Annotated in this window: 10 protein-coding genes; 5 read left to right on the top strand and 5 right to left on the bottom strand. The window is 70.7% G+C overall.

Going from position 1 to position 12877, the window contains the following annotated elements:
* The first annotated feature begins 78 nt into the window (after positions 1–78).
* Complete coding sequence (locus tag OG302_RS36790; protein WP_371530740.1) at positions 79–1371, top strand: D-arabinono-1,4-lactone oxidase; 1293 nt, start codon at positions 79–81, stop codon at positions 1369–1371.
* 9 nt (positions 1372–1380) lie between these two features.
* Here OG302_RS36790 and OG302_RS36785 read toward each other — a convergent pair whose 3' ends face one another.
* Positions 1381–2445 (bottom strand): family 43 glycosylhydrolase, encoded by a 1065-nt coding sequence (locus tag OG302_RS36785; RefSeq protein ID WP_371530739.1) that lies wholly within the window; start codon positions 2443–2445, stop codon positions 1381–1383.
* A 123-nt stretch (positions 2446–2568) separates the two neighbouring features.
* Positions 2569–3519: a LysR family transcriptional regulator gene (locus OG302_RS36780; protein ID WP_371530738.1), complete on the bottom strand. Its 951-nt coding sequence runs from the start codon at positions 3517–3519 to the stop codon at positions 2569–2571.
* A gap of 108 nt (positions 3520–3627) precedes the next feature.
* Between OG302_RS36780 and OG302_RS36775 the strand changes: the two genes are divergently transcribed.
* A complete protein-coding gene (locus OG302_RS36775) occupies positions 3628–4458 on the top strand; it encodes an oxidoreductase (RefSeq protein WP_371530737.1) in 831 nt (276 codons plus the stop codon).
* Between the two features lie 39 nt (positions 4459–4497).
* Here the strand turns inward: OG302_RS36775 and OG302_RS36770 are convergent, their stop codons facing one another.
* Positions 4498–5721 (bottom strand): methyltransferase, encoded by a 1224-nt coding sequence (locus OG302_RS36770; protein ID WP_371530736.1) that lies wholly within the window; start codon positions 5719–5721, stop codon positions 4498–4500.
* Between the two features lie 172 nt (positions 5722–5893).
* On the opposite strand from OG302_RS36770, the gene OG302_RS36765 reads away from it, so the two are divergent.
* From OG302_RS36765 to OG302_RS36755, 3 genes are read left to right on the top strand one after another with little or no spacing between them, the layout of a single operon-like run.
* Positions 5894–7363, top strand: coding sequence for an aldehyde dehydrogenase family protein (locus tag OG302_RS36765; protein ID WP_371530735.1), 1470 nt, complete (start codon positions 5894–5896; stop codon positions 7361–7363).
* Positions 7360–8949 (top strand): APC family permease, encoded by a 1590-nt coding sequence (locus OG302_RS36760; RefSeq protein WP_371530734.1) that lies wholly within the window; start codon positions 7360–7362, stop codon positions 8947–8949. Before OG302_RS36765 ends, OG302_RS36760 begins: the two co-directional genes overlap by 4 nt.
* Positions 8950–8971: 22 nt before the next feature.
* A complete protein-coding gene (locus OG302_RS36755) occupies positions 8972–10534 on the top strand; it encodes a GMC family oxidoreductase (RefSeq protein WP_371530733.1) in 1563 nt (520 codons plus the stop codon).
* Positions 10535–10551: 17 nt separating this feature from the next.
* On the opposite strand, the gene OG302_RS36750 is transcribed toward OG302_RS36755, so the two are convergent.
* Together OG302_RS36750 and lnt are read right to left on the bottom strand one after the other, a co-directional pair.
* On the bottom strand, positions 10552–11025 hold the full coding sequence (locus OG302_RS36750) for an NUDIX domain-containing protein (protein ID WP_371530732.1): 474 nt from the start codon (positions 11023–11025) through the stop codon (positions 10552–10554).
* Positions 11026–11035: 10 nt separating this feature from the next.
* Positions 11036–12679, bottom strand: a complete 1644-nt coding sequence (gene lnt / locus OG302_RS36745; RefSeq protein WP_371530731.1) for an apolipoprotein N-acyltransferase — start codon at positions 12677–12679, stop codon at positions 11036–11038.
* Positions 12680–12877 lie beyond the last annotated feature (198 nt).

The following is a 12877-nucleotide window of genomic DNA, read 5'->3' as shown; positions in this document are numbered from 1 at the left end:
TCGTATGGTCGTGACCATGAACGCAACGGGGGCAAGGTCCGGGCTTACTGTCCGCGGCCGTGAGGGAGGGACCCGAACATGACTGACGCCTTGGCCACCGGCCGGGACGGCGCCGTGACCAACTGGGCCGGGAACATCACCTTCTCGGCCCGTGAGCTGCACCGGCCCGCCTCGCAGGATGCCCTGCGGTCGCTCGTCGCGGGCAGCAGACAGGTGCGGGTGCTCGGCAGCGGCCACTCGTTCAACCGGATCGCCGACGTGGACAGCGACGCCGCGGGCACGGCCCTGGTCTCCCTCTCCGCGCTCGAACCGTCCGTCGACGTGGACACCGCGGCGCGCACCGTGCGCGTGTCCGGTGGTGTGCGGTACGCCGAACTGGCCCGGCATGTCGCCTCGTTCGGGCTCGCGCTGCCCAACATGGCCTCCCTGCCGCACATCTCGGTGGCCGGATCGGTCGCCACCGGAACGCACGGCTCGGGCAACGGCAACCGGTCGCTGGCGGAGATCGTCCGCGCGGTAGAGCTGGTGGCCGCCGACGGCGAGACCCGCGTGCTGAGCCGCGGCGACGACGGGTTCGACGGCGCCGTGGTCTCGCTCGGCGCACTCGGCGTCGTCAGCGCCCTCACCCTCGACCTGGAGCCCGACTACTCGGTCAGCCAGCACGTGTTCGGCGAACTCCACCTGAAACGTCTCGACTTCGACGCCGTGACATCGGCGGCGTACAGCGTGAGTCTGTTCACGGACTGGCGCGGGCCACGCTTCAACCAGGTGTGGCTCAAGCAGCGCGGCGACGCCCCCGTCGACTTCCCGTGGGCGGCGCCCGTGAGCGAGCCCCGGCATCCCGTACCGGGCATGCCCGCCGCCAACTGCACCGAGCAGCTGGGCGTGCCGGGCTCCTGGCACGAGCGGCTGCCGCACTTCCGGGCCGAGTTCACGCCGAGCAGCGGCGCCGAGCTCCAGTCGGAGTATCTGCTGCCGCGCGAACACGCCCTGGCCGCTCTGCACGCCCTGGCCGCCCTCAGGGAAGAGGTGGCCCCCGTCCTCCAGGTGTGCGAGGTGCGCACGGTCGCTGCCGACGCCCAGTGGCTCAGCCCCGCACACGGCCGGGACACCGTCGCGTTCCACTTCACCTGGGTGCCGGAGGCGGCTGCCGTGCTTCCGGTGATCGAGCTCGTCGAGGGGCGCCTGGCGCGGTTCGCGGCCCGGCCGCACTGGGGCAAGGTGTTCGCCGCCGACCCGGCGGATCTTGGCGACCGTTATCCGCACGCGGCCGAATTCACGGAGCTGGCCCAACGCCTCGATCCACAGGGGAAGTTCCGCAACGCCTTCGTGCGCTCGTTCATGGCCCCCTTCCTCTCGCCCGATCGCTGACCGGGGCGTTCACGCCCCGGCGGCATCGGCGACGGGGACACCGAAGTCCGGGGTGCCGTCCGCCTTCCAGCCGAGCTTCTGGATGCGGGTGTGGCGGTTGGGGTCGTGCAGGGGGTCGCCGACGATGTCCTTGTACTGGCGGGCGTGGTAGACGAGGACGTCGGTGCGACCGTCCTCGGCGACGGTGAAGCAGTTGTGGCCGGGGCCGTACTGCTTGGTCGTGTCGTTGCTCGTGAAGACGGGGGTCGGCGACTTGGACCAGGACGCGGGGTCCATGAGGTCATCGCGGGCGTCGGCGGTGAGCAGCCCCATGCAGTAGTTGAAGTCGGTCGCGGACGCCGAGTACGAGAGGAAGACGCGGCCGTTGCGCTGGATGACGGACGGTCCTTCGTTCACCTTGAAGCCGACGCACTCCCAGTCGTACTCGGGTGTGGACAGCCGTATCTGAGGTCCCGTCAGGGTCCAGGGGTTCGCCATGCGGGACAGGAAGACGCCGGTGTTGTTGTCCATGCCTGGCTCATACTGCGCCCAGGCGAGGTAGCGGCTGCCCCGGTACGTGAAGGTGGTGGCGTCGAGCGAGAAGGTGTCCCAGGCGGTGGTGAGCTGCCCCTTCTCCGTCCAACTGCCCTTGAACGGGTTGGGGTTGGAGTTCTCCAGGACCCAGATGCGGATCTTCCACACGTCGTCGGCGGGGGCCGCGGCGAAGTAGATGTACCACTTGCCGTTGATGTGGTGGAGTTCCGGCGCCCAGATGTGCGCGGCCATGTCGCCGCTCGTGTGCCGCCTCCAGATGACGGACTCGTCGGCCCGCGTCAGACCCGTCAGGGTGCGGGAGCGGCGCAGGATGATGCGGTCGTACTCGGGGGACGTCGCCGTGAAGTAGTAGTGGCCGTCGGTGTGGCGGTGGATGTGCGGGTCGGCGCGCTGCTCGACGAGCGGGTTGCGATAGGCGGCGGCCCGCCGGGAGGCCGCGTGGGCGGGCGCCTGTGCGAGGGCCGGTGCGGCGGCGAGGGCTCCGGCGGCCAGGGTGGTGCGCAACACGGTTCTGCGGCTGGGTACTTCACTGTGGTTCATGCGGCTCCGTAAGGCATCGGGGCGGGTTGGAGGGACGAGCGTCCCCTCACACCGAACGTTCGTTATTTCGAACGTCATTTGATACTCCGAACGCCGAAACGCTAAGGGGGAGCCGGGGCAAGGTCAACGGTTGCGACGAGATGCGCCCGAGGGGTCACGCCGGGCCTGCCCGAGCGCCTCCCCGCACGCCTTGATGTACGCGCTCACCAGCGGGCGGCGGTCGTCGCCCACGCGCCAGGCCAGGGCGAACCGGCTCGGCGTGATGCCGCGCACCGGGCGCGTGACGACGCCGCCCAGCGTGATCAGGGGTGCGTTGCCCGCGGCGACCAGGCAGATCCCGCGGCCGTCCACGAGCGCCTCGTACGTCTCGTCGGTACTTGCGATCTCGGCGCCGATGCGGGGCGGGCCGCCTGCGCGGGCATCCAAGGCGAGCCAGTAGTCCCGCAGTGCGCCCGCGCTCTCGGGCAGCGCGAGGAAGGGTTCGTCGACGAGGTCGGCGAAGTCGACCTCGTCCCGGCCCGCGAGGCGATGAGTCGAGGGAAGGGCGACATGACGCGGCTCCTCGGCGACCACCACCCACGCATAGCGCTCCAGGTCCTCAAGCGGCAGCCAGACGAAGGCCACGTCCGCCGTCCCGTCCGCGAGCCCCGCGCTGGCGTCCTCCCAACTCACCTGCCGCAGCCGGATCGTGGCTTCTGGATGCGCCTCGCCGAAGCGGGACCGTACCGCCGGGAGGAGCCCGCCGCGGGCCGGTCGTGTGCTCATCCCCACGGAAAGCGTCGACCGCTCCCCGGCCTTCGCGCTCTCCACCGCGTCGACCGCCGACTGCCAGTGTTCGAGCGCCTGTTGCGCGTGCGGCAGGAGCGCGGCGCCCACGGTGGTGAGCCGCACACCGCGGTGATCCCGCACGAACAGCTCCGCGCCCAACTGCCGCTCCAGTGCTCGTATCTGCTTGCTCAGCGCGGGCTGCGACACGAAGAGTCGCTCGGCGGCCCGCGTGAAGTGCAACTCCCGCGCCACCTCGACGAAGTAGCGGAGATCCCTGCTGTGCACGTCCCTGCCGTGTCGGTCCATAACCATCAGCTATCACGTCATGTCTTGGACGGGCCAACCGATTGGGCCGCAGGCTGATCCGCAGAGCCCGGAACAAGTGAACCGGCCGCCTCTTAAAGGGAGTTCGAGATGACGAAGGTATGGCTCGTGACGGGTGCGTCCAGCGGCTTCGGACGGGCGATCACCGAGGCGGCCGTCGCCGCGGGCGGCGTGGTCGTGGCCGCCGCCCGCAACGCGTCGTCCCTGGACGACCTGGTCGCGGCCCACCCCGACCAGGTCGAGGCCCTCACCCTGGACGTGACGGACACGGCCGGCATCGAGACCGCCGTGCGTGACGTCGCCGACCGGCACGGGCGCATCGACGTCCTGGTGAACAATGCGGGCCGCAGCCACGTCGGCGCCCTGGAGGAGGACTCGGACGCCGGACTGCGTGCCCTCTTCGACGTGCACGTCTTCGGCCCGACCGCGCTGACCCGCGCCGTCCTTCCGCACATGCGGGCGCGGCGGTCGGGAGCGATCGTGCAGATGAGCAGCATGGGCGGGCAGATGTCCTTCGCGGGCTTCTCGGCGTACAGCGGCACGAAGTTCGCCCTTGAGGGCATGTCGGAGGCGCTGGCGGCCGAGGTGGGCCCGCTCGGCATCAAGGTCCTGGTCGTGGAACCCGGCGCGTTCCGCACCAGCCTGTTCGGCAACACCAGCGCGAGCCCCGTCGAGATCCCGGACTACGCGGAGACGGCGGGCGCCACCCGCGCGATGGTCGCGGGCGGCGACGGCACCCAGCCCGGCGACCCGGCGAAGGCAGCCGCGGCGATCATCGCCGCGCTCGACGCCGACGAGACCCCGCTGCGGCTGCCGCTGGGCGAGGACGCCGTGGACGCGGTCGTCGGCCACCTCGACTCGGTCCGCGCGGAGATCGCCGCCTGGGAGAAGGTGACCCGGGCGACCGCCTTCGATGCCTGAGGCGGCCGACGCGGGACGTACGGAGGGCGACGGGCGGTGTCAGCGGTTGCGCTTGACCGCTCGCAGCACCACGAACTTCGGGTCGGAGGCGACGACTTGGGAGTTGCCGAAGAGCTTCCGCAGCTTCACGTGGTACTGCAGGTGGCGGTTGCCGACGACCCACAGCTCGCCGCCGGGCCGCAGCGCCGCCCGTGCCCCGCTGAACATCCGCCAGGCGGTCGCGCCGGAGGTCGCCTGGTGGCTGTGGAAGGGCGGGTTGTTCAGGACGAGGTCCACCGAACCCGCCGGGACGGCCGCCAGCGCGTCGCCCGCCACGAACTCCGCCTTGGTGGAGTCGGCGGCGTTCGCGCGGAACGTGGCCTCCGCCGAGGCCACGGCGGGATACGACTCGTCGATGAAGGTGACCGTGGCCCCGGGATCGGCGACTGCGGCGGCCGTGCCGAGCACGCCGTTGCCGCAGCCCAGGTCCACGATGTGCGCGCCGCTCTTGCCGGTGGGCAGATGGCGCAGGAGGAAGCGGGTGCCGATGTCGAGACGTTCGGCGCAGAACACACCCGCGTGATTGACGACGGTCAGCCCTGATCCCGCGCCGGAGTCGGCGTCGAGCACATAGCTGCGCGGCCACGGGCTGGGGCCGACGGCGCGCTCGGGGTCCGGCGTGCTGAAGATGAGCCGCGCCTTCTGCCGGGCGAGCGATGTCCGCGTAGGGCCGATGATCCGCTCGAAGAGGTCGAGCGTCGAGGTGTGGATCTCGGTGACCATGCCGGTGCCGACGACGACCGTGCCCGCGTGCAGGGCGGGCGCGACCCGGTGCAGCTGGTCCTCCAGGAGCGCGAGGCTCTTCGGCACGCGGACCAGGAGTACGTCGATCCGGCTCGGCGGAGCGTCATCGGTCGTCGCGAGGCGCACCGCGTCCGGCGCGAACCCGGCACGGGCCACGTTGGCCCGGGCCGCCTCCCGCGCGAGGAACGAATCGGTGATCATCGTCGGCCCGTGCTCGGCGAGCGCGGTGGTCAGCGCGCCCCAGCGGTCACCGACGACGGCCACGGTGCCGGACAGGTCGACGGGCCTGGCCTCCGCACCTGCCTCGCCCGCATCGCCTGCCTCACTCGTCCCGCCCGCCCTGCCTGTCTCACCCGTCTCACCGGCGAGGTGCCGCAGCAGGTAGGCGTCGGCGGCGGACCAGGCGCGCAGCGGGTCGCGAGGGTCCTCGGGAAATCGTGTGAGGTCGTACGCGCCCCATGACGTGATCAGCCGGTTCATCGTGCCTTCAGGCTATCGGAGTGGCGGCGCACCCGATCTTCCGGGACGCCCGGTCCCACGCGGGCGGACGGGGCACGTGCGCCGAATAGCGGCTCTTGGGGTGCGGGCGTGGCCGGCACTCCATAGCGTCCATTCGTGGAGCACCCGCGCATCCCATCCCCGAGGAGCCGTCATGCCGGAGCTTTTCATCGGCGGAACATGGACCACCGCCGCGGACGGGCAGACACGGGAGATCCGCTGCCCCGCGGACAACACCCTGGTCGCGACCGTCGACGAAGCCGGGCCCAAAGACGCCGCGGCGGCGATCGCCGCCGCGCGTGAGGCCTTCGACAGCGGACCGTGGCCCGGCACCCCGGCGGCCGAACGCGGCCGGCTGCTGCTGCGCGTGGCCGACCTCCTCGAACGCGACAAGGACGCACTCGCCCGCGCCGAATCCCTGGACACCGGGAAGCGGCTCGTGGAGAGCGAGTACGACATGGACGACATCGCGAACTGCTTCCGCTACTTCGGCAACCTGACGGCGGCGGGCGGCACCGACCGGATCGTCGACGCCGGCAGCCCGGAGGTGGACAGCCGGGTGGTGCACGAACCGGTCGGGGTGTGCGCGCTGATCACGCCGTGGAACTATCCGCTGCTGCAGACCGCCTGGAAGGTCGCACCGGCGCTCGGCGCGGGCAACACCTTCGTCCTCAAGCCGAGCGAGCTGACGCCGCACACCTCCATCATCCTGATGCGCCTGCTCACCGAGGCCGGGCTGCCCCCCGGCGCCGCCAACCTGGTCCTCGGCGCGGGCCCCACCGCGGGCGCGCCGCTCAGCGAGGACCCGCGCGTCGACATGGTGTCGTTCACCGGCGGGCTCGTCACCGGGCGCCGCATCATGGCCGCCGCGGCACCCACGGTGAAGAAGGTCGCCCTGGAGCTGGGCGGCAAGAACCCGAACATCGTCTTCGCGGACGCCGACTTCGAGGCGGCCGTCGACTACGCCCTGATGGCGATCTTCCTGCACTCGGGCCAGGTCTGTTCGGCCGGTGCGCGGCTGCTCGTCGAGGACGGGCTGCACGACAGGTTCGTCGACGAGGTGGTCGAGCGCGCGCAGCGGATCCGCCTCGGCGGGCCCTTCGACGACGACGCCCGCACCGGTCCGCTGATCTCGGCGGCGCACCGCGACAAGGTCGAGGCGTACGTGGCGGCGGGCATCGCCGAGGGCGCGGTCCTCCGCTGTGGCGGCGCCCGCCCCGACGACCCGGCGCTCGCGGACGGCTACTACTACCCGCCGACCGTCCTGGACGAGTGCGCCCCCGGCATGTCCGTGGTCACCGACGAGTCGTTCGGACCGGTACTCACCGTCGAGCGGTTCCGGGACGAGGACGAGGCGATCGCGCTCGCCAACGACACCGTGTACGGACTCGCGGGCGCCGTCTGGTCGCAGGACAGCGGCAAGGCGCACCGGGTGGCGTCCCGGATGCGCGCGGGAACCGTATGGATCAATGACTTCCACCCCTATGTTCCGCAGGCCGAATGGGGTGGAATGAAGCAGTCCGGATTCGGCCGCGAGCTGGGCCCGGCCGGCCTCGCCGAGTACCAAGAGGCCAAACACATCTGGCGCAACCTCGCACCGACTCCTCAGAGGTGGTTCGAATGAGTACGGATCCCGGCAAGGGTGCCGAGGCCGCCGACGCCGCCCGGCGGCAGCACCAGGACGACGACGACGCGCTCGGCGAGCTCGGATACCGTCCCGAACTCAAGCGCACGCTCGGCAACTTCCACACCTTCGCCGCCGGGATCAGCTACATCTCGATCCTGACCGGCACCTTCCAGCTCTTCTACTTCGGCGTCAGCTTCGGCGGTCCCGCCTACTGGTGGTCCTGGCCGATGGTCTTCGTCGGCCAGCTGATGGTGGCCCTCTGCTTTTGCGAGCTGGCCGCCCGCTTCCCCGTCGCGGGGTCCGTCTACAACTGGGCCAAGCAGCTCGGCGGCCCGCACGTCGGCTGGCTCGGCGGCTGGATGATGCTGACGGCCACCATGGTGTCCCTGGCGGCGGTCGCCCTCGCGTACCAGATCACGCTGCCGCAGATCTCCGACACGTTCCAGTTCATCGGGGACGGCAGCGGGACGACGGACGCGGCGAAGAACGCGGTGCTGCTCGGCTCGGTGCTCATCCTGTTCACCACGCTGGTCAACGCGTTCGGCGTCAAGCTGATGGCCCGGATCAACTCCGCGGGCGTCCTGATCGAGCTGATCGCGGCCGTCGTCCTGATCATTCTGCTCGCCGCCCACATCACCCGCGGCCCCAGCGCCATCATGGAGACCGGAGGCATCGGCCAGGGCCAGAACCTCGGCTACTTCGGGGCGTTCCTGACGGCCTCGCTGGCATCGGCATACGTGATGTACGGCTTCGACACCGCGTCCTCACTGGGCGAGGAGTCCCTCGACCCGAGCCGCAACGCCCCGCGGGCCATCCTGCGGGCGCTCGTCTTCTCGTTCCTCATCGGCGGGCTCATCCTGCTGTTCGCGCTCCTGGCCGTGCCGGATCTGCACGCGAAGGAACTGTCCGTGGACGGCCTGCAGTACGTGGTCCTGAGTACGCTCGGCTCCACGATCGGCGAGATCGTGCTGTGGTGCGTGGTCGTCGCCATCACCGTCTGCGAACTCGCCGTGCAGGCCGCGGGCATCCGCCTCGCGTTCGCCATGGCCCGCGACAACTGCCTGCCCGCGTCCTCGCTGCTCGCCAAGGTCAGCCCGCGTTTCAAGACCCCCGTGCTGCCCGCGATCATCATCGGGCTCGTCGGCGTCGGCATCCTGGTGATCAACATCAACCAGCCGCAGATCTTCTCGGTGATCACGAGCATCGCGATCATCATGATCTACCTGGCCTATCTCCTCGTCACCCTGCCGATGCTGGTCAGGCGGCTGCGCGGCCAGTGGGAGCCCGCCGAGGGCAAGTTCTCGCTCGGCAAGTTCGGCCTGCCCATCAACATCCTCGCCGTGCTCTGGGGCGCGGCCATGTCCCTCAACCTGGCCTGGCCCCGCGCCGAGGTCTACAACGCGACAGGAACCCAGCACTGGTACCTGCGCTGGGGCGCGTTCCTCTTCATCGGCATCGTGGCCTGCGGCGGCTTCGCCTACTACTGGTTCGTGCAGCGGCACAAGGCGGGCGTACTCGCCGAGCACCGCTTCGAAGAGGCCGTCGACCCCACCACTCCCCCGTCGCCCCCGGCCGCCCCCTGAACCCCGCTGATCTGGAGTCGTCATGCCCGCAGAGAGTCCCCAGGCCGAGTTCGACTACGTGGTCGTCGGCGGCGGTACGGCAGGCGCCGTCGTCGCCGCGCGGCTGACCGAGGACCCGGACGTCACCGTCTGCGTCCTCGAGGCGGGTCCTTCGGACGTCGGCGACGACAACATCCTCCGACTGGACCGGTGGATGGCCCTGCTGGAGTCCGGTTACGACTGGGACTACCCGGTGGAGCCGCAGGAGAACGGCAACAGCTTCATGCGGCACGCCCGCGCCAAGGTGCTCGGCGGCTGCTCCTCGCACAACTCCTGCATCGCCTTCTGGGCACCCGCCGAGGACCTCGACGAGTGGGGCTCCCTGGGCTGCACGGGCTGGAGCGCCAAGGACTGCTTCCCGCTCTACCAGCGCCTGGAGACCAACGACGCACCCGGCGACCACCACGGCCGCTCGGGCCCGGTGAACATCATGAGCGTCCCGCCGAACGACCCCTGCGGATCGGCCCTGTTGGAGGCGTGCGCCGCGGCTGACATCCCCACCACGCCGTTCAACACCGGCAGGACGGTGGTGCGCGGCGCCCACTGGTTCCAGATCAACTCCCGTACGGACGGCACCCGTTCGTCCGCATCGGTGTCGTATCTGCACCCGATCATCGGCAAGCGGCCCAACCTTGAGGTGCGTACGGGGCTGCAGGCCAAGCAGTTGCTGTTCGACGAGAACCGGCGCTGTACGGGCGTCGAGTACCTGCAGCCCGACACCATCCACAGCGGTACGGTCTCGGCGCGCCGCGAGGTGATCGTGTCCTGCGGGGCGATCGACTCGCCGAAGCTCCTGATGCTGTCGGGGATCGGTCCCGCCGGGCAGCTCCGGGAGTGCGGCGTCGAGGTGCGGGTGGACTCCCCCGGAGTCGGCGCCCACCTCCAGGACCACCCCGAGGGCGTGATCATGTGGGAGGCGAAGCAGCCGATGGTCACCTCCTCCACCCAGTGGTGGGAGATCGGCATCTTCGCGGACACCGAACCGGGCCTCGACCGCCCGGACCTGATGTTCCACTACGGCTCGGTGCCCTTCGACATGAACACCTACCGGCGCGGCTATCCGACCACCGACAACGCCTTCTGCCTCACCCCGAACGTCACCCGGGCCCGCTCCATGGGCACGGTGGAGCTGCGCAGCCGCGACTTCCGGGACAAGCCGAAGGTCGACCCCCGCTACTTCACGCACGAGCACGACATCCGCGTGATGACGTACGGGCTCCGGCTCGCCCGCGAGATCGCGGCGCAGGCCCCGCTGGCGGACTGGGCGGGCGCCGAACTCGCTCCCGGCCCGGACGCCACGACCGACGACGAGCTCTTCGCGTACATCCGCCAGACCCACAACACCGTCTACCACCCGGCGGGCACCGTGCGGATGGGCGCGACGGACGACGCGGGCTCGCCGCTCGACCCCGAACTGCGGGTCAAGGGCGTCACGGGTCTGCGCGTCGCCGACGCGTCGGTCATGCCGTTCCTGCCCGCGGTCAACCCGTGCATCACCACGATGATGATCGGCGAGAAGTGCGCCGACATGATCAAGGCGACCTGAGCCGGACCCCGTCCCCCTCAGCTGCGGTCGAACCAGGTGGGCTGGTCCTCCGCCATGGCCTGCTTGATCCGGAAGACCCCGTGCTCGTGCACGTCGGGCAGCGCGTCCAGGGCGAACCAGCCCACTTCGAGCGACTCGTCGTCGTTGACCCGGGCCTCGCCGCCGACGGCGCGGCAGCGCACGGTGATGTCCATGAACTGGCAGGTGTCGCCGTTGGGGTACGTCACCGGCTCCAGGGCCTCGACGAGCACCACGCGCTCGGCCACGACGTGCACCGCGGTCTCTTCGAACACCTCGCGCACGGCGCAGGCCGCGGGCTGTTCCCCCGGATCCGGAATGCCGCCGATGACGGACCACTTGCCGTTGTCGGAGCGCCGCCCGAGGAGCACTCTGCCCTCGTCGTCGAAGACGATGGCGGTGACCCCGGGGAGCCACAACAGCTGGTGGCCCGCGTCGGCCCGGATCGTGTGGATGAAGTCAGGAGTTGCCATGCCTTCGACCCTAACTGCCCTGCCCGGCGCGCTTGGCCCGGACGCCCGCGGTCACCGCCCAGCCGAGACCGGCGGCCGCGATCAGCACGAGGATGCCCTCGGGGAGTACGCCGGACCGGGTGGCCGGTGTCTGCGACGAGCGCAGCGGCACCTCCTCGACGAGTGAGTCGGCGGTGAACCACTTCGTCTTCTGCGAGACATGGCCGTCCGGCATGATGATCGCGCTGACGCCGCTGGTCACCGGGACGGTGACGGTGCGGCTGTGCTCGACGGCGCGGATCCGCGACATGGCGAGCTGCTGGTAGGTCATCTCGCTGCGGTCGAACGTCGCGTTGTTGCTCGGCACCGAGATGAGCTGCGCGCCGTGGGTGACGGTGTCGCGCACGGCCCAGTCGAACGCGGCCTCGTAGCAGGTGGCGAGGCCGACCTTCGTGCCCGCCATGGTGAAGACGCCGGGCTTGGTGCCGCGGCTGAAGTCCTGGCGCACCATGCCGACGTCGCTGCTGAAGAAGCCGACGAGGCCGCGCAGCGGGATGTACTCGCCGAAGGGCTGGATCTGCCGCTTGTCGTAGGTGTCCGTGGGGCCCTTCTTCGGGTCCCACAGGATCTGCTCGTTGAAGAGCTTGCCGTCCTTGGTCTCGACGACTCCGCCGACCGAGATGGGGGCGCCGATCGCCTTGACGGCGCGCTCGATCGCCTCGCGGGCGTCGGGGTTGGTGAACGGGTCGATGTCCGAGGAGTTCTCCGGCCACAGGACGAAGTCGGGCTGCTTCGCCTTGCCCGCCTTCACCCGGTCCGCGAGCCGCTGGGTCTCGCGCACATGGTGGTCGAGCACGGCACGGCGTTGGGCGTTGAATTCCAGGCCCGCCTGCGGGACGTTGCCCTGGATGGCGGCGACGGTCGCGGTGCCGTCCTCGGCGTCGTCGCTGACGAGCGGACGCGCGGCGAAGGCACCGGCGACCGGGACGAGGACGCTGAGCAGGGCCGCTGCCGCCGCACCACGGCGCAGGCCACGGGTGCTGTGCCCGTCGCCGCCGTCGCGCACGGCGCGGGCATCGCGCACCTGCCGGACGATCTCGTACAGGCCGAAGCCGCACAGGACCACCGCGAATCCGAGCACCGGGGTGCCGCCGAGCGCGGCAAGGGGCAGGAAGACGCCGTCCGCCTGCCCGAAGGCGATCTTCCCCCAGGGGAAGCCGCTGAACGGCACACGCGCCCGTGCCGCCTCACCGGCGACCCAGAGGGCAGCCGCCCAGAACGGATATCCGGGCAGCCGGGAGACGGCGGTGATGCCCGCTCCGACGAGGGCGACGAACATCGCCTCGATGGCGGCGAGCGCCAGCCACGGCCCCGGCCCGACCTCCACTCCGGTCCACACCAGGAGCGGCAGCAGGAAACCGAGCCCGAAGAGATAGCCGAGCCCGAGGCCCGCCTTCCAGCTGCGGCCGTGCAGACACCAGGCGAACACCGCGAAGGCCGGCAGGGCCAGCCACCACAGGGTGCGTGGCGGAAAGCTGACGTAGAGCAGCACTCCGGAGAGTGCCGACGCGGCGGCCGGGACGAGCGCTCGCAGGAAGCGGGCCTTGCGCGATGCGGGCTCCGGACGCGGCCCGAGCTGCTCCGACTCGTCTACGGAGGTGGTGGTGGCGGTCACTCGGGGAGTGTACGGCGCGTCACGTGGACACGGACAGGACGGTCGTGCCCGGCCGCCGCGCCGTCGCCCGGCACCCCTGCGCCCCGGTCGCCGGAAGGCGCTGCCGACACGATCAGGCGGATCGTTCCTTCGCAAGATGTCCACATCTCACCGTTCCAGGGGCTACGGTGTGCCCGAGTCCCTGACCTGCGGCCGGAT

The organism is Streptomyces sp. NBC_01283, from assembly GCF_041435335.1.
In the GTDB taxonomy this organism is placed as follows: Bacteria; Actinomycetota; Actinomycetes; order Streptomycetales; family Streptomycetaceae; genus Streptomyces.
Note: the sequence above shows the minus strand (reverse complement) of the source record. Positions and strands in the feature narration are given on the sequence as shown.